The sequence below is a fragment of the Rudanella lutea DSM 19387 genome (genome assembly GCF_000383955.1).
GTDB lineage: Bacteria > Bacteroidota > Bacteroidia > Cytophagales > Spirosomataceae > Rudanella > Rudanella lutea.
Genome location: NZ_KB913013.1, coordinates 3,388,672 through 3,412,116 on the forward strand (window position 1 = coordinate 3,388,672; position 23,445 = coordinate 3,412,116).

At 55.7% G+C, this 23,445-nt stretch carries 17 protein-coding genes; 6 read left to right on the forward strand and 11 right to left on the reverse strand.

The window, feature by feature from the left end; all coding sequences use genetic code 11:
- Window positions 1–27 precede the first annotated feature (27 nt).
- The 5 genes from RUDLU_RS0113925 to RUDLU_RS0113945 all read right to left on the reverse strand — a co-directional run bounded on the left by RUDLU_RS0113925 (window position 28) and on the right by RUDLU_RS0113945 (window position 9,341).
- Window positions 28–621: a hypothetical protein gene (locus tag RUDLU_RS0113925; protein ID WP_019989001.1), complete on the reverse strand. Its 594-nt coding sequence runs from the start codon at window positions 619–621 to the stop codon at window positions 28–30.
- Complete coding sequence (locus tag RUDLU_RS0113930) at window positions 622–1,092, reverse strand: MarR family winged helix-turn-helix transcriptional regulator (RefSeq protein ID WP_019989002.1); 471 nt, start codon at window positions 1,090–1,092, stop codon at window positions 622–624.
- Window positions 1,093–1,192: 100 nt separating this feature from the next.
- The gene (locus RUDLU_RS0113935) at window positions 1,193–2,410 is read right to left on the reverse strand and encodes an MFS transporter (RefSeq protein WP_019989003.1); all 1,218 of its coding nucleotides are present in this window, start codon (window positions 2,408–2,410) and stop codon (window positions 1,193–1,195) included.
- 112 nt (window positions 2,411–2,522) lie between these two features.
- Entirely contained in the window at window positions 2,523–3,029 is a 507-nt protein-coding gene (locus RUDLU_RS0113940; RefSeq protein WP_027303049.1) for a YdeI/OmpD-associated family protein, read from the reverse strand.
- Between the two features lie 219 nt (window positions 3,030–3,248).
- Complete coding sequence (locus RUDLU_RS0113945) at window positions 3,249–9,341, reverse strand: alpha-2-macroglobulin family protein (RefSeq protein ID WP_019989005.1); 6,093 nt, start codon at window positions 9,339–9,341, stop codon at window positions 3,249–3,251.
- 242 nt (window positions 9,342–9,583) lie between these two features.
- Between RUDLU_RS0113945 and RUDLU_RS0113950 the strand changes: the two genes are divergently transcribed.
- On the forward strand, window positions 9,584–10,180 hold the full coding sequence (locus RUDLU_RS0113950) for a DUF4136 domain-containing protein (RefSeq protein WP_027303051.1): 597 nt from the start codon (window positions 9,584–9,586) through the stop codon (window positions 10,178–10,180).
- Between the two features lie 88 nt (window positions 10,181–10,268).
- Here the strand turns inward: RUDLU_RS0113950 and RUDLU_RS0113955 are convergent, their stop codons facing one another.
- Window positions 10,269–10,928, reverse strand: coding sequence for an SGNH/GDSL hydrolase family protein (locus RUDLU_RS0113955; protein ID WP_019989007.1), 660 nt, complete (start codon window positions 10,926–10,928; stop codon window positions 10,269–10,271).
- Window positions 10,929–11,017: 89 nt separating this feature from the next.
- On the opposite strand from RUDLU_RS0113955, the gene RUDLU_RS0113960 reads away from it, so the two are divergent.
- Complete coding sequence (locus RUDLU_RS0113960; RefSeq protein ID WP_027303053.1) at window positions 11,018–11,674, forward strand: Uma2 family endonuclease; 657 nt, start codon at window positions 11,018–11,020, stop codon at window positions 11,672–11,674.
- Between the two features lie 9 nt (window positions 11,675–11,683).
- On the opposite strand, the gene RUDLU_RS0113965 is transcribed toward RUDLU_RS0113960, so the two are convergent.
- The 4 genes from RUDLU_RS0113965 to RUDLU_RS0113980 are packed head-to-tail and all read right to left on the reverse strand — an operon-like array spanning window position 11,684 to window position 16,724.
- The gene (locus RUDLU_RS0113965; RefSeq protein ID WP_019989009.1) at window positions 11,684–13,048 is read right to left on the reverse strand and encodes a gluconate:H+ symporter; all 1,365 of its coding nucleotides are present in this window, start codon (window positions 13,046–13,048) and stop codon (window positions 11,684–11,686) included.
- A gap of 46 nt (window positions 13,049–13,094) precedes the next feature.
- Complete coding sequence (locus RUDLU_RS0113970; RefSeq protein ID WP_019989010.1) at window positions 13,095–14,387, reverse strand: McrC family protein; 1,293 nt, start codon at window positions 14,385–14,387, stop codon at window positions 13,095–13,097.
- 22 nt (window positions 14,388–14,409) lie between these two features.
- Window positions 14,410–15,294, reverse strand: a complete 885-nt coding sequence (locus tag RUDLU_RS0113975) for a hypothetical protein (protein WP_027303054.1) — start codon at window positions 15,292–15,294, stop codon at window positions 14,410–14,412.
- A complete protein-coding gene (locus RUDLU_RS0113980) occupies window positions 15,294–16,724 on the reverse strand; it encodes an MBOAT family O-acyltransferase (RefSeq protein WP_019989012.1) in 1,431 nt (476 codons plus the stop codon). The genes RUDLU_RS0113975 and RUDLU_RS0113980 overlap by 1 nt, the downstream gene beginning before the upstream one ends.
- 262 nt (window positions 16,725–16,986) lie before the next feature.
- On the opposite strand from RUDLU_RS0113980, the gene RUDLU_RS0113985 reads away from it, so the two are divergent.
- Genes RUDLU_RS0113985 through vapC form a run of 3 tightly spaced genes read left to right on the forward strand, consistent with a single transcriptional unit; the run spans window position 16,987 to window position 19,323 of the window.
- On the forward strand, window positions 16,987–18,669 hold the full coding sequence (locus RUDLU_RS0113985; RefSeq protein WP_019989013.1) for a hypothetical protein: 1,683 nt from the start codon (window positions 16,987–16,989) through the stop codon (window positions 18,667–18,669).
- Window positions 18,670–18,727: 58 nt separating this feature from the next.
- On the forward strand, window positions 18,728–18,919 hold the full coding sequence (locus RUDLU_RS0113990; RefSeq protein ID WP_027303055.1) for a type II toxin-antitoxin system VapB family antitoxin: 192 nt from the start codon (window positions 18,728–18,730) through the stop codon (window positions 18,917–18,919).
- Window positions 18,919–19,323 (forward strand): type II toxin-antitoxin system VapC family toxin, encoded by a 405-nt coding sequence (gene vapC, locus RUDLU_RS0113995; RefSeq protein ID WP_019989015.1) that lies wholly within the window; start codon window positions 18,919–18,921, stop codon window positions 19,321–19,323. The genes RUDLU_RS0113990 and vapC overlap by 1 nt, the downstream gene beginning before the upstream one ends.
- Before the next feature lie 26 nt (window positions 19,324–19,349).
- Here vapC and RUDLU_RS0114000 read toward each other — a convergent pair whose 3' ends face one another.
- Window positions 19,350–20,072, reverse strand: a complete 723-nt coding sequence (locus RUDLU_RS0114000; RefSeq protein WP_027303056.1) for a head GIN domain-containing protein — start codon at window positions 20,070–20,072, stop codon at window positions 19,350–19,352.
- Window positions 20,073–20,337: 265 nt separating this feature from the next.
- Here RUDLU_RS0114000 and RUDLU_RS0114005 point away from each other — a divergent pair, with 265 nt between their 5' ends.
- Window positions 20,338–23,439 carry a PVC-type heme-binding CxxCH protein gene (locus tag RUDLU_RS0114005; protein WP_019989017.1) on the forward strand — a complete coding sequence of 1,034 codons (3,102 nt, stop codon included), beginning with the start codon at window positions 20,338–20,340 and terminating at the stop codon, window positions 23,437–23,439.
- Window positions 23,440–23,445 lie beyond the last annotated feature (6 nt).

Sequence of the window (23,445 nt, forward strand, 5' to 3'; positions counted from 1 at the left end):
CTGATTAGGATGGGAACACGAAGTGGTTCAATCCGTGTTTCTCTCGTTATTTATTTTCTGAAGTTCTTCCGCGTCGGCCAGGTCTTTTAACCGGCCGGTTGTTTGCTTTTCCTTAATCAAATCATTCAGGTGAATCACCCGAAAGGGTACCCCATCGAACGAGGCATTAACCGCCCGTTCATAACAGACATCAAAATCTACCTCGCCAAATGCTTTGAGCGCATGGCCCATATCGAGCGTTAGTCCATACTTGCCCGTCACGACGCTCGTCCAGCCGAAGAGCAAAGGCGTATTTTTCAATAATTCGGCCCCAGCTACTTCGTTTTCGCGTAGGGCCATAATCAAGCGATCCTTATTATCGTCACCAATCCGAATCCAAAGATCCAGGTCCTGCGTGGCCCGAATGTGCCCATGAACAACCCCGGCCAGCCCGCCAACCAATAAATACTGCACCTGATAGCGGTTCAGGCTCTCGAAGAGCATTTTTACATCATCTTGGCTAATATCCATGGACTTCGGAGAATTATTCGGATTGGCTATATACAGGCTGTTGACCACCACCATGAGCCTAACGAACTGCATCAGGTTACTCGTGGCGTTATGTTCGTCCAGCGTTAGCATTTACTCCAGTGTTAGTTCTTCGGTTTCGTTGGCCTTGAGCTTCTGGTTTTCTTCTTCTACGATGCGGTTAATGTCTTTAATCACGTCGAAAAACACCACCAGCTTGTCGAGCGGTATTCGTTCGCGAATCATCTGGTTGAACTGAATAACCCCTTCGCGGGCCATTTCCCGCCGACGGCGACCTTCTTCGGTCAAGACAATCCGGACAAATCGCTTGTCATTATCATCAATTTCCCGACGTACCCAGCCTCGCTCTTCCAGACTTTTGAGCATACGGACTAAGCTACGCGGTTCCATTCCCAGCGTGGGCCCAATTTTGGTGGCCGGGGTGCCGTGTTCTGTATCGATATTCAACAATACATAGCCAATGGCCATGGTCATGTCGTACCGGGCTGCGTAGGCATTGTACATCCTGGAGATGGTGTGCCAGCTCCATTTGATGTGAAAATCAACCGTTTTCTCCTTTTTCATGCTCGTCTGTATCATGTCGCGGTGATTGTACAAAACTACGAACAATCTGCGATAGTATGCAAGCATAATAATTTCCAGTACAGAGGAGCGATGCTGGAATTTAGGCTTCGGCCGGTTCGGAGATGGGGGCGTCGATGGGTTGTACCGTCCGGGCAATGAAGATGCTGGCGAAAATGGCAGCCATTGCCAACAGGCCTACCAGCCAATAATTCTGTAGCTGACCATCGGGGCTTTTCTGAATAACGAGCCCCGCTCCGTACGTTGCTACTGACTGCATGAGCAGCTGCAACGACTGGTTGATGCTCATAAAACCACCCCGTTGCTGCGGGGTAACCACCGAAGCGGTCATGGCCTGCGTTGGAATCAGGCGACCGTTGGAGAAGATGAAAAACAGCCCCGACACAAACAAAACGTAGGTCAGCGAAGCCGGGGGCATGCTGGTGATCAGATAAATGGGCAACAACGACAGCACGGCGAACACCGTAAACACAGGCAGTTTTCCGCGTTTGTCAGCGATTTTGCCCACTACCGGTGCCGAGAAAATGGTAAGAGCGCCCCCTACGGCATAAATCAGGTAGAGATTGCCCTCGCTGAAGCCCACGTTGGCCACCAGATAGGGCGAGATAAACGGAATAATGCTAAAGTGCCCGAGCATGATCGTGCCCGTAAGCCAGAGCGCCCGCAGCTGATTGGGGTTGTGCCAGATGTTGGTAATCACCGAAAACGCATTGGGTCGTTGCTCGCCCCGGAGCAGGTGGCCGTCGAGCAGGGGCACGTAGGCCCAAACCAGCCCAATCACGACCAGCCCCATCGCGCCCACGGCCAGAAACGGCGCGTGCCAGCTAAACTCGGTAGCCAGATAAAGCCCGACCGGCACGCCCACCACCGATGCCACCGAAAAGGCCGTCATCACAATCGACATGGCCTGCGCCCGACGCTCGTAGGGGAACGTATCGCTCACGATGGATAGCACCTGCGCGCCAATGATACCGCCAAACATACCGGCCGCCGTGCGGGCTATTACCAACAGGTTGTACGTAGGCGCCAGCCCACAACCGAGGGTACCAATCACAAACCCGGCATAGGCAATCAGCAAAATGTATTTGCGCGGAAAACGGTCGGCAAAAAATGAGAATAAGAAACCCGAAATACCCGCACTCAGGCTGTAAGCCGACACAATGAAACTGAACTGCTGTGGACTGAGATTGAAAAAACGCATCAATTGCGGCCCCATCGGCATCATAATCATGAAGTCCATGATATGCGTGAAATTGAGGCAGGCCAGAACCAGAAGCAGGAGTTTTTCGGAGCGCGACATAAATGGGGAGTGTAGCCTTAGATAAGACAAACGACAGCCCAAAAAGATTCGACGTTGCAGCGAGCCATACCGAGTGGGTGCTCCATCCGGTTCTCGGGGGCACTGCCGGTAGCTATTCCCGATTTTTGTAGTACCGCACCATCTCGTTGTACCCCATGCGCATCGACAGGCCGTGCAGGGTGCGGGCAATGCGGGTCGCCTTCGTTTCGGGCGTTTTGGCGCTTTCGATCCAGCGCGAAAAGTAGTTCTGATGGCCGCGCGGCAGGGTCTGGAAAAAGGCAAGCGCCTGCGGATCGTCTTCAAGGCAGGCCAGTAAATCGGCCGATTCGAGTTGTGGATCGTCGTCGAACGCCAGTTGCACCTGTACCGTAGCTCCGGCTTCTTTGCGAATTTGTCGGCGTATGTCGGTATTCACGGGCAGAATAAACGTACCGTCTCCCATGGGAATAAGCGCAACCGCCTTCAGGGGCAGCGCGTCGAGCTGACCTTTTACGCGGAATGAGGTTTTCTGGCCCGGCCGAAGCGTTTCGGAAACGTCGAGGGGAATAGAAACATACGTCCAGCCAGTTTTTTCGCCTTTTGTCCCGAATTTTTCGAGCAAGGCCGTAAAGGTCAACACGGAGATACGACAGGTTTAGGGGATGAAGCATAAAGATACCCAATTGGCTCCAATCCCCTAATCCTATACTTACCGAAGGGTGTAAGACAAGTTTATTTTTCTGACAGGATTACAGGATAAACAGGATTGATTGAGCCCAAAAAAATCCTGTTTATCCTGTAATCCTGTCAGAAAAAAACCTTCTGTCGAACCTATCACAAAGAACTTGTCCTACACCCCTTACCGAACGCTTACGCGGCCCCCAGCCGAGTGGGCCGTGAACTCAGGCGCGTAGAAACACTGAATGGTGGCGACACCCGCCGTAAAGTTGCCCGATTGCACTACGCGCAACCCATACTCAAACACGTGTGTGCCCACGGGCAGCGCATCCAGAAAGAAATCAGTACTGGCGTCGCGCGGGGCTTCGTAGTAGCCAAGGCCGTTTTGGTATTTGTACCCTGAGAGGGCCGCCAACGGCTCAAAGCCCGATGCTCGGCTGTCTTTCAGGTGTACGTACTCCATGAGCCGGTCATTTTTAACCACCAGCCGAACCTTCAGCTGATCGCCCGGCTGAAGCACCGTTTTTTCGGCCACGGGTTCAATCACGGGGCCATTGGCGGTGTTGCGCTGCCGGTAAAGTGTTTTTTGCACCGATACCGACGTGTTGCCGCTTTTGACGTTGTCGAGCGGCTCAAAATGCTGCCAGTACAAGGCTCCCCAGGCCGAACCATCGGTTTTCTTGCTGATGGTTACCGTGCCCATTTCCGGCTTTATTTCGGCCGGGTTGAAGGTGGTTTTCTGGTAACTCAGCACCGACGCAACTACCGATTGGGTCAGCGGGGTGAGCGGTTGTCCGCCCACGAGAACAGTAGCGGTGGCACCCATATCGAGCGGCATCGAAAGCCCCCCGGCCCGGTTTTGCAACAGGGCGTTGACGGCTTCGGTGGTGGCTTTGGTGGAGGGCCACGCCTGGGTTTGTTTTTGCCGTAACAACCACTTCAGCATGTTCTGCACCGCCGGTTTATCGTCGCCCACCGTGGCGAAAGCGTCAATCAGGTACGCCTGTGTCTCAATCGGTGCCTGATACCAGGCAAAGCCCCACTGGTTTTCGGGCCAGTACATGCCCAACTCGTCCGACACCCTGGCCCGGTCTTTCAGCGACGCCAGAATAGTACGGGCCGTTTTGGCGGGGTTGGCGTCTTGTTTTGGAGCTCCCGGCTGCCCATTGCCCAGCTGATGCAAGGCTACTACGGCCATAGCCTGCCCCTGCAAACTCGCAGTGAGCCAGTGACGGTCGATCTGCTCAAGCAGGTACGTACGCGTAGCCTCTTCGAGGGGGAGCGCGTCCGCGACCATATTGCGGGCGTACAGGTAATGAATGGCCGGGTACACCCAGGGGCTGGGCTTCTTTTCTTTCCGGCGCTCGGCAATCCAGCGTGTTATTTCGGCATCCACAAACCGAACCGCCTTCAATTGCATGGCTCTCAGGTCGGGGTCAGTTTTTACGCTGCTTGGTTGTAGGCGTTGCATACGACCCAGATTAGTGAGCACGTGCAAGGTCATTACCGGGCTCGGCCGCATGCCGCTAAACCACGCAAACCCACCATTGTCGGCCTGAAGCTGTTGCAGCTTAGTCAGAGCCTCCCGTTGCTCGGCGGCCAGCCGGTTTTGGTTAAACAGTTGGCCCAGTTGCGCCGTGCGTTCGGTTTCGGAGCGGGCTTCGGCCAGCCACGGGCTATTTTCGAGGGTCACCGCTTTCAGCTCGGCATTGGCCATAAGCGGGCTTTGGGGCGGATTGGCGGCCCATTGGTCAACCACCCGCCGAAACTCCGGTCGGCTACCGATGAGGTGGGCTGCCAGGAAGTTGGCGTACAACCGGCTCGACAACTGCTCCGCGTTTTCGTAGGGATTTTCGATCAGATAGGGCAGGCTTTGCAGGACTGTCCAGATGGGGTTGCTGGTCACTTCGACCGTGAGCCGCTCGTGCCGCACCGGGCTGTTGGGCGTCAGGCCCGTCAGCGCCGACAGGCTGAAGCTCCGGCTTTCCTGGCCATTCACCCAAAACGGCAGTGCATCGGTTACGAGCATCTGATTGGGCAGTACGGGCACGGTACGCTCTTCGGCATCGGTAAACGAGCCGGCCGTCGCCGATACCCGAAACACCACTGTTGGCAAGCCCGTTGGGATACGCATACTCCAGGTGGCTACCGTGCTGCCGTTGGGAGCCGCCGAAAACGAGACCGGCGTGGCCGATAGTCCCACTGATTGGCTCAATGGAGTATTGGTGAGGGCGTTGAGGGCTTCGAGCCGGGCGGTGCCGCTGAGGGGTTTGTCGGTGAGGTTATTGATACGGGCCGACAGCATTATGTTGTCGCCTTCGCGCAGGAACCGGGGCGTATTGAGCGATACCATGAGCTCTTTCTGCGTCACGATTTCACGCGTGAGCATGCCCGTTTTGAGGTCTTTGGTGTGGGCAAAGGCCAGCAGTTTCCAGCGCGTGAGGGCGTCAGGCATCGTAAACGTAAGCCGGACACGCCCCTCGGCATCGGTTTGTACTTGCGGAAAGAAAAACGCTGTTTCGGTGAAATTTTTGCGGATAACGGGTGGTGGCCCAACAGGCGTTTTGGGAGCATTTGCGCCGTTCTGGTTGGCTGCCTGAGGGCTTACTGCAACTTTGCTTTCGGCCATATCAGCGGCCATGGCTACCGGTGGCGCCATGGAGAAAGCCACCTCGACGCCCCCTTTTGCCAGCCGCATACCCCGACCAGGTCTATTGGGACTACTTTGCACGCCCAGCAGGCTCGGATATTCAATGGGCGGGAGGTAATCGGACGTTCGTACGTATTCGAGAATTGGGTTCGCTTGTAGTGTACCAAAGCCGTTTAGCATCCAGTTGTCTCCGTTGCCGCTGTAGGGCTGGTAAAACGCAGGAGTCCAGGTGTGTTTCACAAACTCATCGAGCGAGGCATCGTACAAAGCGGCTACCAATTCGGAGGCCACTTTATCCTGACCCGGCCCGCTTATCCGAAGGGTCCATTCCTCGGGCGCACCGGGCTTGAGTTTATTGCGGAACGTGAGGGTTTCGATCGTGAGCTGCTTGTTGGTAAATGGCACCTGAACCGGCAGTTTCTCGGTGTAAATACGCCCTTGTTGCACCATCGTGAACATGACCACAAAGCCGCCCCGCTGCCGTTCGGTTATGGGCAGGGTTAGGCGTTTGGGAGTGCCGTCGGTCCGAATCCACTCGTACCGCACCGGGCTGCCGTTTTCGTCAACGGCCATGAGCACCCAGCCGGGTTGCGCGTTGCCCACAAAGAAAACAGCTTCCTGACCGGGCTCTACCTCGGCCTTGGCCAGTCGCGCCCATGCATTAGGACGAGCCGATGCCGTGCGCTCATCCACCACACTGAAGTACTGCTGCTGCGTAGCTCGTTGGCCGGTGGCATCCGTCACGGAAATCTCGGCCACGTACTCGCCGGGGGGCAGGTCGCCCACCGACACCGCGCCCGGTTGGGCCGTTTTTACACGTTGCCGCGCCCATTTGGTCGGGTTGTCTTCATCGGCGTACACATCGTTCGGGAAAAGTGCCTTGAACTCGGCTTCGGATAGCAACTGACGGTCGGGGCGGTCCCACAGGCGCGGTCGCAGCGGCCGGGTCGGTGGGGTGAGCTTCGAAATAATCACTTCGCCCTGCCCGATGGCTACCGTGAGGCCAGCCTGATTGGTGGCTTTCACGGCAAACGTTTGGGATTCGCCTTTGGATACCTGTTCCGGAATCGACAGGGTAGCCCGCAGGGCGGTGTAACCAATGTCGAGGGCTTGGGTGGTGCTCCGGGTTTCGCCCGAGCGGTCGGTTACGTCAAATGTAATTTCGTAGCGAAATGTGGGTTCTTCACTACGCGGAATAGTCGGGTCAGGGGCAGCTACGAAACTAAGGCTGACGGCCCCGTTGGCGTCTGTTTTGGCTTCGCCCTGAGCGATTTCGGTGGGTTGAACCGGGCGGGGTGGCCAAATGCTCCGGCCCCAGAACCCCCCTTCCCAGGGCCACCACTGCCGTGACCGCGTTACCCGGTACTGCACCTTGGCTCCATCTACAGCGGCCCCGGCAAATGTCTGGGCTTTGGCCGAAACGCGCACCGTTTGCCCCAGCTTGATCGCTTGCCGCGCTGAGTCGGCCACGACGGCAAACGTGGGCCGTTTGTATTCCTCCACCCGAATCTGTGTTTGGCCGTATGGGCTGGCAATCGTCATTTGGCCCGAAAGCCGCCCGACCGGTGCCGTAAACGTGCCCGTAAACGAGCCAAAGGCGTTGGTTTTTAGGGTTAGGTCGGCCACTTTTTCGCCGTTGCCATCCATAAGCGAGAGCTCAACGGGCTCATTGGCACTGACCTCAAACTGGTTGTCTTTACCGGCGTACACTAAGCCCTTTACGTAAATCGGCTGACCGGGCCGGTATATGGCCCGGTCGGTGAAAAGTACCGCCTGTTTGATAATGGGCTGCGCCTGGGGTTGTCCATAATTGTGGATGTATTGAGTCCCCGTGTACAGTACATCGTTGCCTTGCGCAAGCCGAAACCGGGTTTGACGGTTGTTTGGCAGGCTGGTTTTGGGCCAGCTTACCCGCCCGTTGGCGTCGGTTTTCCGGGTTTCGCCCAGAGTATATCGGGGTTCATTGCCGAAAGGCTCCGGGCTGTTTACTACTTGTACGTTTACCCCACTCAGCGGTTCGCCCGTTACCCGGTCCGTCACGAATACCGATTGCGCGTCGCGATCGTTGTACCCACTCTCGATGACAAAGCCAAGCCGAGAAACGGTCAGCACGGCGGCTGATAGGTACGGGGCTTTGGTCGAGATAACAGGGGTGGTCGATACCAGCAACACATACTGTCCCGGCGGCACGGCCTTGATCGGAATTTCGACGGCGTGTTCGTTCAGGTCACCATTATCGGGCAGGCGGAGTTCGCCTTGGGTAGCAATGGGCTTGGTCAGGAGGGTATTCAGCCGCCGGTTGCGTCCGTCGCTGCTTGCGTCGAAGTTCTCGAACGTAAAAAACTCGTCGGGCCTGATTTTGTAAAGCCGGTAGTGCAACATGGGTACGTTGCGGTATTCTACCCGCCCTAAAAATGGCTTATCGGGCTCGTTGACGGCCGCTGTTTGGACCTGAAGGTTCGGTTTGGTCAGCTCGGCTAGTTCGAGGGTGGCCTGTTTGGCCGCTCGTGAAGTTGGGTAACGGCTGATAATGTCGTTGAAAAGGTCGGCAGCCTGTTTGGCGGCCCGCTGCGTAGTGGTGTCGGTAAGGGCCTGGTAGCGTGCACTCTGCTCTTTTCGCAACAGGCCGAGAGTCAAGGCATACTCAGCCTCTACGGGTTTGCCTTTCCAGCGGACTCGTTGCCGCTCCAGGTTTTGCGCAAATAAAGAGTCTTTGTTGGTCAGGGTGCTGTACTGGCGTACAAACCGGAGCCGGTCTAAATCCGTATCAACAAAGGCATCGGGCGTTTTGTCGGTTTGTTTCCCGTGAAACCGCAGCAAACGCTGGTAGGTCTGTAGGGCATACATCCGGCCGGTTTCGCCCGCGTTGGCCGGGGGCATGAGGGTAAGAGCAGCAAAGGTTTCAGGATCGGCAAAGTAGCTGGGTTGGTCGAGCTCAAAGCGGAAAACGTTGTTTTGGGTCTCAAACTCGGTGTTTTCGAAGAAGTCGATAGCCCGATGCGCTAACAGATCGAACAGGGTAGGGCGTAGCCGTTCGCCTTCGCGGGTGCCCGGCCGAATCACCACTTTATATTCGGTTATGGGTGTCTGCTGGAGTTCGCGTTCGGCTGTCAGCGACGCCCGGTAAGCCTCCTGTGCCGCCCGCGCCAGTCGGGGGCCATCCCAGGTGCTGATGTCGGTGCTATCGGCCGACGGGTCGGGGGCAGCCGTTTGCGTGCGGTTGTAAATCCGATAGCGGTTTAGTCCGTAAAATGTCGCGTAGGCCTCGCCCCGTATCGATTGCAGTATCGAGCGGGCGGGTTCGGGCGTTTGTCGGATGTCGGCTTCGAGAGTCTGAATATGCGTAGGCCACAGCGCCCGGTCGAGCCGGGCGAGCAGGTTGCCCCGCATCACGCTCGCTTTGGCCAGTTGAGGGTAGTTGCGGTCGGTGCGCGCCCGGTCGCGGAGGGCGTTGGTTTGGGTAAGGGCCGTCTGGAACAATCCCTTTTGGGTGAGTGAATCCACTTGTTTCCAGGCAGCCTCGTAGGTCTTAGGCAACGGAATGGGTTTAGGTTGTTTGGCGAGGATAAACGAAACCGTGAGCAGGAGGCCAACGATTCCTATCAATATACGAAATTTTTGCATGATCGTGCGTGTGTGAATGAGATGCTTTCAAAGGCCAAATTCCACGAGTTTGACCTTTTTTTGGGCACAAGGTTTAGCGACAGGGTGTGAAAGTCCCGCCAATTGATCCCGGCACTTACTCTCCTGATTTAAGTCTCTGCCGGGCCGTACATCAGAGAGTCAAGTAGGACAAAACTGGCGGCAAAAGCCAACTTTTTTGTCTATCTATCTGTTTTTCTATTTGATACACTTACTCAATAGACATGAAGAACATACTGATAATGGCCGGTTTAATCCTGGCCTCTGTGGGCTGTAGCCCCCGAGTGGCTGTTGATACGGCCCAAAACGTGAATTTTAGCAAGTACCGCACCTTTGCCTGGATGAATTCCGACGTGAAAGCCGGACAAAATCCGCTCTACTATAACGACATAGCTTCTAAGAATGTGGAGGCTACGATTGAGAATGAGCTGGCACAAAAAGGTTTACAGAAAGTAGCGCGTGGCCGTCGGCCCGATTTGCTTATCGGCTACCACTTTTTTGTGGAAGAGAAAACCCGGCGCGTAGCCACCAACAACGGGCCTTATGGTAGCTTGTACGGGCCATTCTACGGCTGGGGCCGTTGGGGCTACGCGGGTTGGGGTCCCGGTTGGTGGGGCTGGAACTCCTTCGGCCCGCAGTATATGCAGGAGGAGTATCAGGCCGGTACGGTGGTTGTTGATATGGTTGATTTCCGGACCAAACGGCTGGTATGGCGTGGTTCGGTGCAGGACGCCATCAACAACCCGGCCCGGATCAACGAGCGGCTGGCGCGTGAAGTCCGCCGAATTGTCGAGAAATTCCCCGACCGGCAGGGGTCGTAACCGGTAGGGCCATCTAACAAAGAAAGCCGCTCAGGCAATAGCGAAGTTCACACGCTGTTGCCTGAGCGGCTTCTGTATTTGGGGTGGTTTACAAATACTTCATCATCAGGTCGGCCACAAACTGATTGCCGGTGTCGTTGAGGTGTACCCGGTCGGTGGTCAGGATGCCCGATGCTTTGTTTTCGGGGTTGTTTTTGAGGTTGTAATCCAGAAACGCCTGCCGCAGGTCGCAGAGAGGTAGGTTTTGCCGCTTGGCCAACTCCCGAATCATGGTGCTATACTGGTTGAGGTCACCATCCTGCTCGTTCGAGAAGTCGGTTTTCTCCCCAATCACGGCGGGCGTACACAGTACTACCTTCGCATTGGCGGCCTGTAGCTTACGGATAATGGCCTCGTAAAACTTCAGAAACTTATCGGGATCGGTGCCGGTGCCGTGGGTGCGTTTGTGCCACACATCGTTGACGCCGATATAGACAAAGACCAGGTCGGGCTTCTTGGCGAGCACATCGTCGTCCATGCGCAAAAACAGATCGTACACTTTGTTGCCACCAATACCTGCGCCGATTAGCTCGTAATCGGCCCCTTTATTTTGTTTGCCCAGCATCTCGGTCAGGCGGCTGATATACCCGCCGGGTTTCACACCAGCCTGTGTGATGGAGTCACCAAAGAAAATAACCCGCCGGGGTTTGGCCGGGGCAAAAGCCAGCCCAATCAGGAGCGCGGCTACAAACGAAAGACGAATAAACATGCCGATAAAAAGGGGTGTTAGCGAATACTGGGCCTGTCTGGAAAACAGACCCCAATTAGTTATATTTGATGGTAGATAAACGCAGCGCCATGTCTGAACTACTTTATCAATTGCTCGATACCCCCCGCGCTCCGCTCATTATTCAGCAAGCCGTGGCTATACTCAATAACGAATTGCAAAAACGACAGGCGTTTTATGAGTGGCTCGACGATGAAATGAAAGCCGAGTTTATCAACGGCGAGGTTGTTGTTCATTCGCCCGCCCTAGACCGGCATACTGAAGCGGTGATGCACTTGAGCTTATTGCTAAATGTGTATGTCACTAGCCGTGGTTTGGGTATAGTGCGTGCAGAGAAGGCCCTGGTTGAGCTTACCCGGAATAGCTACGAACCCGATGTTTGCTTTTGGGGCACAGCCAAAGCGGCTACCATCCAACCGGATCAGTTGTATTATCCCGCACCCGATTTAGTGGTTGAGGTGCTGTCGAAAAGCACGGAGAAGACCGACCGGGAAGTGAAGTTTGAGGATTATGCCGCCCACGGTGTTGCCGAATACTGGATTGTGGACCCTACCCGCCAACACATTGAACAATATCGCATTGACCCCGATACAACGGCCTATGAACTGGTCTCTAAATGCACGGTGAAAGACCAGATTCGGAGTTTTTCGGTGGCTCAGTTCACCATTCCGGTACGCGCTGTTTTTGATAAAGCCGCCAACCTCGACGCGTTGAAAAACCTGCTGTGAGCGCCAGTTCTACAGAATAGCGTCGAGCACCAGAACCCCCGCCAGACCAATGATCGAAACAAGCGTTTCCATGACGGTCCAGGTTTTGAGGGTTTCGGGGATAGTGAGGTTAAAATACTCTTTGAAGAGCCAGAAACCCGCATCGTTGATGTGCGAGCACATCAGGCTCCCGGCTCCAATAGCGAGCACCATCAACTCCGGGCTTACATGCTGCGCCTGAATAACCGGCAAAATAATACCGACCGTGGTGAGCCCGGCAATGGTAGCCGACCCCACGCAGATTCGGATAAACCCGGCAATCCCCCACGCCAGAATGAGCGGAGGTAACGACACGCCGGTGAGCAAACTGCCCAGATACGTGCTCGTGCCGCTATCGGCAAATACCTGTTTCAGAGCACCAGCCCCCGCAATGACCAGCAAAATAGGCGAAGCCGCTTTGATTGATTCCTCCAGCTCTTTCATGACCGACTTCATGGTGGGACGGGTACCGTCGGCCCGGCGTCGTAATCCCAGTGTCCAGACAGCCACCAGCACCGACAGCAGCATTCCCATGTAGGGTTCGGCAATGAGCGTGATGAGTTTGCCCGCTACAGAGGTCTTATCGAGCAGGGGAATTTGTCCGGTTGGGGCTGTGAGCAGATACGCCTTCAGCGGACCAAATAAAGTGAGCAACACCACCGGTAACAAGGCCACAAAAAAGCTGATGCCTACACTCGGCAGGTCGGTGGTGGGTACATCCTTGATGTTGAACAACTCCCGGTCAATCTTGGGCCGGAAGCGCCCCAGTGTTTTGCCAAAAATTGGCCCGGCGATAATAATGGCCGGAATCGAGACCAGGATTCCGTAAAACAACGTCAGCCCAATGTTGGCGTTCAGCTGTCCGGCAATGGCGGCTGGCGATGGGTGCGGGGGGAGGTACCCGTGCGCCACCGACAGGGCCGATAGCATCGGGATGGCCAGGGTCAGCAACGGCAACCCCGACGACAGCGTGATGGTGAAAATAAGCGGGGCAACAATGATGAACCCGGCATTGTAGAACAACGGGATACCAATAATAAACCCGGCCAACGCCAGTCCCCAGCGGATGTTTTTGACCCCAAACCAGCCAATCAGTACGTTGGTAATTTGCCGGGCGGCCCCGCTCTCGGCCACCAGCCGACCCAGCATAGCCCCGAAGCCGATAATGAGTACCAGATCACCCAGGGTACCGCCAATACCTGTTTGGATTGACTTGCCAACGGCCACTACCTCCATCCCTGAAGCCAGCCCGATGGCCAGCGAAATCAGCACAAATGAGATAAACGCATCGAGCTTGACAAAAGCAATGAGCACAATCAGGCCTAAAATACCGAGCAGGGTCAGAATCAGGGGCATAGTGGGTGGTCGGGGGTTCGGAATAAAGGAATAGCAAAACAGGTCTCTACGGGGAAACGTAGTTGTATAGTTTTTCTACTTCATGCCGCAGGGGCTGGCTTACGTCGAACGGCAGCACGTGTAGGCGCATGGCGGGGTCGTACCCAAACACGTCGAGCGGGGCCGTAAACGTGGGCGTGGCCGGGTAAATGAGAAATACGTCGTTGGCTTCGTATTTTTTGCCATAGGCGAAAAGCTGGTACAGATCACCCGAATCAATCCCGTACTGTCCCTGCCGGTTTTGCCCATCAATGCGCTTCCATTTCGTGTCGAACACCAGCGTCCGGTCAGGTTGCCGGACAAGGACGTCGGGCCGTAACCGGAACTTCGGGGTGCCGCCATGTTCCTCTACAAGATGTGCCGACGACTCCTGGGTGCTTACCTCGCCCGTGGGCCAGAACGCCCGAAAGCCGTGGGCTACGTATTCTTCAAACACGCGCTGCATCGGAAACAGCAACGATAAGGCCGATACTGAGCCCGACCGGGGCCCCAGTGCCCGACCTGTGAGTAGCAACTCGGCCCATTGCAGGGCAAGCGTGTACCGGTCGAAGAGCCGGTTGAGCGACCGAACCGCCCGGAGGTCGGCATGCAGGTCGGCCGAGGTCGGCACATCGTGCAGTATAGCCAGCATTTGATACAGCCGGGTTTCGAGGGTACCCGTTCCAACGCGGGGCAGGACGTGTACCAGGGCCGTTTTCAGAACCCGATTGGGCGGAATGTCGAGCGAAAGGGTATCGTACCGGATGGCCAGCCGTTCGGCATGAGCCAGATTTTGGCGCAGGTTTCGGGCGGGCTGAAACTGCCCCCGTATAACCGGCTGATTGGCTTCAACACTTTGATAGGCTGTTTGCAGCCCCTGCCGACTCACTACCGAGAGGGCGTCCAGAAAGGCCTGTACAAACACGTTCCAGATCGGCATTTGAGTGGCTCCCAAATGGGCCTCGGTGAGGGTACGGAAGGGGCTACCGGGCAAATGCCGAAGCATACGCAGCAAGGCTTTCCGGGCGTGGGCCGGGTCGGTACCGGCGGGGTCGATGGTGCTAAACCGGGGTAGTATTTCAAGAATGGCTCCGCCCGGTAGCCCAATCAGGCCTGCATACGAGCCGGTTCGGATGGTTTCGAGCCCTTTCTGGTAAAAAAACGACAGTACACTTTCGGCTTCGGGCAACCCTGCCAATTGCTTGAGGGCGGTAAAGTGCCGGTCGTCGAGGTACGTAACACCTTTTTCGGGATCGGTACCTATGCAGGCCACCGACCGAATGGCGCTATGTTCCGAAGCGAAGAATGCAGTTGGGCGCATAGAGGATAAAGCCAGTCGTTGGCTATTCTTTTTTGACCAGATAGGGACCGCCTATGTAACCCTGAATCTGTTGCCGTAGGTACCCTGTAAACCGATTAGACTCGCCATAAGTGAGGTGAACGCCATCGGTGGTTTGATACGCACCTTCCGGGAGCGCAAGGTGGGCATAATCGGGACTGGGAAAGTACCGCCGAACCAGTTGCCGAACCTGACCCTGAATCGGCATGGCTTGCAGGCGCGGGTCCATCGGTATCTCAAAAAAGACAACCCGAACACCCTGCCGACGCCATTGGTCCAGCCGGTTGCGAACCTTACCGAGCGACGCATGCAGCACCGAGTCGGGTGGGGGAATGGCGGCCTGAATCCGGTCGGCTACGGCTTTGTTCAGAAAAGCCGTATCGACGTACATGGCGGTTTCGGGAACAACGGGCTGCCCTTTTCCGTGCGACCAGTCGCGTAGCATGGCTTTAAAAACCCCGGCGGGCTGGAATTTCTGCCGCGTGAAAGGCAGGTGCCGCTTTAGCCAGATCCAGGTCGGGTCGTTGAGCGATTCCATGAGCGGAGAGGGCTCGTCGCGGGTGAGGGTATTGGTTTCAACAAACAGCACATGGGGCAGGTGGCCGCTCATTTCAATCAGTTGCAGGCCGTCTTGGGCTGACATACCTGCGAGCGACAGATTGTAGTAGGCCGCCGACAGGCTATCCGTATTGAGCCGGTCGCTCATCGACGACCCCACGATGATGGTATCGTACCGGGTGCTGGCTTCGAACAGAAACTCTTCGGCCTTCACCATATTACGCTGTTCGGTGGTTTGGCCCGTGCGGCTGATACCCGCCCCGTACTGGCTGATAAACCAGCTATATACCAACAGCAACGCCAGAGTGCTTAGTAAAACGCGCTTGATCATCAGAACTGAAAATAAATAAACTCCCCGCCAGAACCGCTATTGGTAATAATCAGAAATAGCATGAGGCTGTATAAAGCCGTATGCAGTCGGGGTAAAAAAGGCTCGGTAGTTCCCAGCTCGGTGGTACGCAATTGCCGGGCCAGTTCAAATAAATGGTACCCAACAACCGGTACCGAGTACAGTGCAATAAAGCTGATCGAGAGTGAGTCGTGGGGCTTGTTCAGGTTGGTTGCAATGGCTTTTACGTAAGCCAGGGCGTGGTGAAACTCCGGTAATTTGAACAGGAGCCAGGCGGCCGTGACGTACGCAAACACCAGGATCGATTTAAGCAAAACGGCGGCCGACGATTTAACCCGGAAAAGACCGTAATCGCTCAGAAGCCGCTCAACGGCCAGCGCTAATCCGTGGGCAAACCCCCAAACCGCGTAGCTCCAGGCGGCCCCGTGCCATAAGCCGCCCAGAATCATGGTGAGCATCAGATTGACGTACGTTCGAAACGGGCCTTTGCGGTTGCCTCCAAGCGGAATGTAGAGATACTCCCGCAAAAAGCTCGACAGCGAAATGTGCCAGCGACGCCAGAAGTCGGAAAACGAACTGGCGATGTACGGGAAGTTGAAGTTGATTGGAAACTGGTAGCCAAACAAAGCCGCCAGCCCAAGCGCAATAAGCGAATACCCGGCAAAGTCGGCGAAGATTTGCATGGAGTACCCAAATAGTAATACCAGCAGGGTAAACGACGACAGGTTTTCGAAGTACGGGTACGTAATCATCAGGGTGTGGTCCTTTAGGTTGTCGGCCACGACCATTTTGAGGAAATACCCCAGCACCAGCGTTCGGAAACAGTACTCCCACCGAATGTCGCGGTAAAACTTGGCCGAAATCTGCGGCAGAAAATCGTGAGCCTTCACAATCGGGCCCGACACCAGCTGCGGGAAAAAAGCCTTGAAGAAGAACACTGTTTGGGTATGCTTGGCCAGATTCCGGGCAATTAGCGAACGGTAAGCCGCTACGTCGCGGTTCCGGTACGTATCGACCACGAGACTGATACCCTGAAACGTAAAAAATGAGATGCCAATAGGCAGCGGCAAACTCACCAGCCAGGCCCCCACCGACCCATCGGCCGGTAGAAACGTGCGCCCCAAAAGTGGGCCGTATTTGAAAAAACACAGGATGAGCAGGTTGGCCACTACTCCCCAGGTAGCATGAAATTTTCGGTTTTGGGGGTTTCCGTACACCACCAGATAACTGGCAACGATATTAATACTAACCGATAACAGCAACAGCCACAAGAGGTTGAGCTGATTGTACGCGTAGAAGACTAAACTCGCAATGCTGAGCAGCGGTACCTGCCAGCGCCGGAGAGCCGGGGTGTAGTAAAGGCCGAATGTGACCAGTACCAATAGTACAAAAGGAAAGCTGTTGAACAGCATGTGAGGAAGTGTCGATAAAAACTTGTTTCAAACAAGGAAAGAGGTTGCCGTCGAGTGTATCAAAGATACATCATCTCAAACAAGTTTCTATGCAACTACATCTACTTTTGGCCATATATGGCAGACAAAACAGCCCGCGCAAGGGTGATGCAAACAGAAACAGCACAACCAGAGATCAGGCGAAATATCGGAGCGATACCGTGAGAAAAGCACAAACCCGTACTTTTACCCCAATAAAATACGGATTCTCGTTTATCCTGATATGCTGACTAAGTCTCATCCGGTATTTCGCTGCGGGTTACCCGTTCTGCTGACCGGTATCCTTCTCTCGTCGACCGGGCGTGCACAAACGGCTTCGGGAGGCCTGCCCGGCCTTCCTACCGACAAACTGGCTTTGCCTGCCAACTGGCAGCGGGCGGGGGGAGTCATGGCTTCACCGAGTGAAGCAAGCCTGAAAGCGGTTGCGGGTACCACCGTACTGGTTGGAAAGGCGGGCGATGCGCTGACGCTGGTGGCAAACCCAACCGATTTTGCCTTGCAAACGGAATTGCTGCTGTCGGCCGGTGCTACGGCCCAGCTTACCCTGCCTTCGGGGCAGACTATTCCGCTGGTAGAGCCCCAACTGAGCAAAATGCCAGGTTTGTGGCAAACGATGAGCCTCCGATACCGCGCGGCTACAATTGCCCGCCCGGCGAGTATCGACTTGCTGGCCATCAACGGAGTTACGGTTCGGGAGGGACAAACCTTGTCGCGCTCCAACACAAAGGGGCCGTTGTTGCTCACCGTAACCAATGGCACCGTAGCCCTGCGAAACATTGGCTATCGGGCACTGGCTAACCGCACTATAGCCCGGTGGGCGGGGCCGCTCACTTATGCCGTGTACGATGGTGAAACCATTGACCGCGCCAACCTGCCAAAACTCAAGGTGCTGAAAAAAGATACGACATCGGCAATCAGCTACGAATCGTCGTATGGCACTAAGCCGCGCGGGTTTACCATGTTGTTTCAGGGTAAGCTAAATATTCCCGAAGCGGCTACGTACCAGTTTGATCTGGATTACGGCGGCCGTGCCGACCTTCGTATCGATGGAAAAGAAGTGGCCAAAGCCGACTACAAGGACTTGGGAGCCTACGTAACGGCACAGGTGCCCCTCACGGCCGGTACGCATGACATTGAGGTGTTGTATGCCCGTGCCTGGCAACGCCCCGGTTTGGGCTTATTTATCTCATTGCCCGATACCCGCCCGCAGGCATTGCACACGCTGGTGTCGTTGCCCGAGCCCGATCCGATCGGGACAATCGCCATCCAGCCCAACGGTCGGCCGGAGCTGATTCGATCATTTGTGCAGTTGCCCGGCGAAAAACTCAAGCGTACCCACAGCCTGTCGGTCGGAACCCCGGCGGGTAAGCATTTTACGCTCGACCTGAACCAGATGGCCCTGTTGCAGGTTTGGAAAGGTCCGTTTGCCGATGTGACCGAGATGTGGTACGAGCGTGGCGAGCCTCAGTTGCTCAAGCCGATGGGCGTAAATGTGCGGTTGTCCCCCCAAACGGCCCTGATGCCCCTGAGCGACCCGCAGGCTGCCTGGCCCGATAGCGTGAGCGAAACGATTTTGCAGTATCGGGGCACGGTGATCGACAAGCAGGGGATGCCTACCATTGAGTATGGCCTGTCGGGGGCTACCGTGACTGATGCCGTACGGGCGAGTACCGACGGCCTGACCCGCACACTTACCCTGTCGGGGACAACCCAAAACCCGGTTGTGTGCCGACTGGCGGCTGGCAGCCGGATTGAGGAAGTGGAAAAAGGGCTCTACGCCGTGAACGATCGGGCCTACTACATCCGCATTGACCCGAAACTCAAGCCCCAGCTAAGCACGATCAACGGCCAGCAGGAGCTCCGGTTGCCCGTGAAAGGGGCTGTGAGCTACGAGATTGTGTTTTAATTGAGTTGCTCTTTTTGTGCAAAAAATGAATTATTTTTGTGCAGAAGAGCTGCAAACGATGGCAACGAATATCGATATCGATAATAGAACTCTGGCCGAAATCATGGAGATGAAGCGGTTCAAGAGTAAAAAAGAAGCTGTGAACGAAGCGTTGGGCAGCTATTTGCGTCAACTCCGGCAGCAACAGGCCTTACGCTTAAAAGGAACAAACATCTGGGAAGGAAATCTGGACGAAATGCGTCGGGATTAATGGAACCTACGTTATTCGACACAACCGTCTGGGTAGACTTCATAAAGGGCGTTGATAGTCGACAGACACAACGGCTCGAACACACGATCCGCCAACAGGCGGATTTTGTGTTATTGACTCCCACGATTTGGCAGGAAATACTACAAGGGCTACGTACAGAAACGGATTTTAACCGTACTCGTGCCATTCTGCAAGCCTTTCCGATATTGGCTCCCGACCGGGCCGAAATCTCAGTACAGGCTGCCTGGTTGTATTTTAGCCTTCGTAAAAAAGGTGTAACCGTTCGCAAAAGCACGGATTGCCTTATTGCTCAGACGGCACTTCATTACGACGTTCTGCTCGTTCACAACGATAGTGATTTTGATCTGATAGCGGCTCATACGCCCTTGCGAACATTCCGGTAGGCGGTGTTCGCAAGGGCGTATAAAAATCAGTCGCGCTCCACTTTACTCGCGCCCGTGACCCGCTGCTGAAGTGATGGGTTGCCCCGGTAACGCACTTTGCTGGCTCCGCTGGCTGTTACGTCGAGCGAGTTGGTCGCCGTGACGTAAACATGGCTCGCCCCCGATACATCGAGTACGGCATTGGCAAACGAGTAGTTGAACGATTCCAGCTCCGACGCCCCCGATACGTCGGCCCGCAGGCTGTTGCCATTCCCCGAAAACTGAGCTTTCGATGCGCCCGAGAGGTTCACGTCAAGCCGGTCGGCCTGTACGCTGAAATTTCCTTTTGAGGCTCCCGACAGGTCAACATCAAGCGCACTCAGCCCCCGAAATCCCGATACGTCTGACTTGCTGGCTCCCGTAAATACCACCTCGCGCAGGGTGGGCATCGTGATGGTAAAACGGGTTTGGTGCCGCCGAATCCGATTGTTGCGATACCGAGCGTACAGAGTGCCGCTGCGGGTATAAACCTCCAGATCGTCGATGGCATCATCGTCGCCCCGGGCGGTAATCGAGAAGGTTGGCCCCTGTGTTACATTGATGATAAATGCGCTGCCCATATTGAGCCGGTCGAAGTCGCTCAAGGCGAATGTGGTGGTTTCTTCGTCGTAGTCTCCCAGTACGCCGTTGGGGCCGAGGTCGATAATACAGCTGGTGAATAGGGGGGCAAAAAGCCCCAGAGCGAGAACATACAGAAAAAGGCGTTTCATTGTCTTTGTGTTTATAGCAATCGAACCCATGACAACCGAGCCGCCCGTTACCCCTACGCTCCGGCCAAAAAGTACCGCTTGTTTGGGGCAACCCGGCTTCATTCGCCTGCCAAAGCTGTCCTAAACAGCAGATGATGAAATTCTTACTCTAAACGGTAGGTAGAGCTGGGCCTCTAAATCGTTTCTATAGCGGTAGAGCAGCCGGGGCCCGAAGAGAGGCTTTAGGGCCTGGCACACTCTTCACGTATCCCTGATTCGACTGCTCATGAATTGTTTACTTTCTCTTCGTTACCGTGCACTTGCGTTCTCGGCGGCCGGTTTGCTCGCTACCGGAGCCTTGATCGGTGCCTATCAAAACACCAATCTGGGGCAGGCCTCGCGGCCTTATCTGACAAAGCTGTTTGCTTCTCTGCCTGACGACGACAAACACGATCCGAAGTATGCCGTCGGAAGCCTGAACATTGCGCCGGGGCTCGAAGCTACGCTGTTTGCGGCCGAGCCTATGCTCACCAACCCGACCAATATCGATGTAGATGCCAAAGGGCGGGTGTGGGTGTGCGAAGCGTACAACTATCGGCCCGGTATCAACGGCAACCCAACCCATACCGAGGGTGATCGGATTGTGATTCTGGAAGATCAGAATGGCGACGGTAAAGCCGATGTCAGCAAGGTGTTTTATCAGGACCCCTCGCTCAACGCTCCGCTCGGTATCTGGGCGCAGGGCAACAAGGTAATTGTGTCGCAAAGCCCGTACGTCTGGGTGTTGACGGACGAAAATGGCGACGATAAAGCCGATAAAAAAGAGATTCTGTTTCAGGGTATCGAAGGGGAGCAGCACGACCACGGCATGCACACGTTTGTGTTTGGCCCCGACGGAAAATGGTATTTCAACTTCGGGAACTCCGGTAGCAAACTGCTCGATAAAGATGGTAAGCCCGTCATTGACAAAGTGACCGGGCTACCGGTGCATCACACCAATTTCCGGCAGGGTATGGCGTTTCGTTGCGACCCCGATGGCAAAAACGTGGAGGTACTCGGGCATAATTTCCGCAACAACTACGAAATCGCTCCCGACTCGTACGGTACGCTCTGGCAATCCGACAACGACGACGATGGCAACAAGGGCGTTCGGATCAACTACGTGATGGAGTATGGCAATTATGGCTATACCGATGAGCTGACCGGGGCTGGCTGGCAGGCGAACCGAACCAACATTGAACCCGAAATTCCGGTCCGTCACTGGCATCAGAACGACCCCGGCTCCATCCCGAACCTCCTGCAAACAGGGGCCGGCTCACCCACGGGTATTATCGTGTACGAAGGAAAGTTACTGCCCGAACCGTTCCGTAATCAGGTGATTCACTGCGATGCTGGCCCCAACGTGGTGCGGGCTTACCCCGTGCAGAACGACGGTGCGGGCTATAAAGCGTCGATCCTGAACCTGCTCGAAGGTGCCCGCGATCAGTGGTTCCGGCCGGCCGATGTATGCGTAGCCCCCGATGGCTCGCTCATTGTTGCCGATTGGTACGACCCCGGCGTGGGTGGGCATCAGGCTGGCGATCAGCAGCGTGGCCGTATTTACCGGGTAGCTCCACCCCAAACGCCGTACAAACTGCCCAAAGTGGATTTGAGCACGACGGCGGGTGCGCTGGAGGCTTTGCAGAACCCCAACATGAATATCCGGTATCAGGCCTGGAACAAACTTCACGGCGAGGGTACCAAAGCCGAAAAAGCACTGGCGGCCTTTTATAAATCGGCGCCCGATCCGCGGATGAAAGCCCGTGCGCTCTGGCTGCTCACTAAGCTGCCCGATGGTAAAGGGGTAAAATATGTGAACGAAGGCCTGAAGAGCCCCGATGCGAACCTCCGCATGACGGCCCTGCGTGCGGCCCGGCAGCTGGGTAACGACCAAGCCATTGCGGCTGTTCGGCAGTTGGTCAACGATGCCGACCCGCAGGTACGCCGGGAGTGCGCGTTGGCCCTGCACCTGAACAAGTCGCCTGAGGCTCCGGGCTTGTGGGCGCAACTGGCAAGCCGACACGATGGTAAGGATCGCTGGTATCTGGAGGCTCTGGGGATTGGTGCACACGGCCAATGGGACTCGTTTTATGCGGCTTACGTCAAGCAAATGAACAACGACCCGCTCGCTAATGCGGGTGGCCGCGATATTGTGTGGCGGTCGCGCACCAAAGATGCTGTGCCCATGCTGGCCAAACTTGCGGGCGACAATAGCGTCGACCTCAAACAACGGTTGCGCTATTTCCGGGCGTTCGATTTTAACCCCGGTGCTACTGAAAAATCGACAGCCCTGCTGGGTATTCTGCAAGCCAATGCCAACTCCGCCGATATTACGAAGCTGGCCTTACGTCACCTCGACCCCGCTTTTGTGCAATCGAGCCAACCGGCTCTGGCGGCTTTACAAAAGCTGATGGACGAAACCTACGGAACTAAGGAGTACATGGAGCTGGTGCAACGGTACGAGCCCAAGTCTGAGAACACCCGTCTGCGTACGCTTATTCTCGATAAATACACGGATGCCATTGCCCGCGATGCTACCCGGCAGCTCATGAAGCAGGGTGGTGAGCCGATGGTTTGGGAAACCATCAATGGGGCAGATACGGAGTCGGCATCGCGGATGCTGACGGCCCTGCGCTGGGTGGGCAGCAAACCCTCATTGGCAATTTTGAAAACAGTTGCCCTCGACGAAAAGCGGCCCCTGGGTCTCCGGCGCGATGCAACCCGGGCTATCGGGGGTAGCTGGGATGGCGAAGAGATGGTGGTGGCGATGCTAAAATCGGGTGAGCTGAAAGGTGACCTGAAAGCCGCGGCCGTGCAGGGTGTGTCGGGTGCGTGGCGCAAGAGCATTCGGCAGGAAGCCGCCAGCTATCTGGACGGTGGCACAGCAGCCGCCACCAAAAAACTGCCGCCCATGCCCGAGTTGCTGGCCATGAAAGGAAATTCGGCCAACGGCCTGACTGTGTTCAAAACGAACTGCTCTATTTGCCATCAGGTCAATGGCGAGGGGATGGATTTCGGCCCTAAGCTCTCCGAAATTGGTAGCAAACTGCCAAAGGAAGGGCAATATCTGGCTATTCTGCACCCCGATGCGGGCATCAGCTTCGGCTACGAGGGCTACGAGGTGAAATTCAAGGATGGTAGCACGGCCTCGGGCGTGGTATCGAGCAAGACCGAAACCGATCTGCAACTGAAATTCCCCGGTGGGGTGGTGCAGAACTACAAAATGGCCGACGTAACGTCGATGAAGAAAATGGATTCGTCGATGATGCCGTCGGGTTTGCAGGACAACATGAGTACGCAGGAACTCGTCGACCTTGTCGAGTATCTGGCGAGTTTGAAAAAGAAATAAACCTTT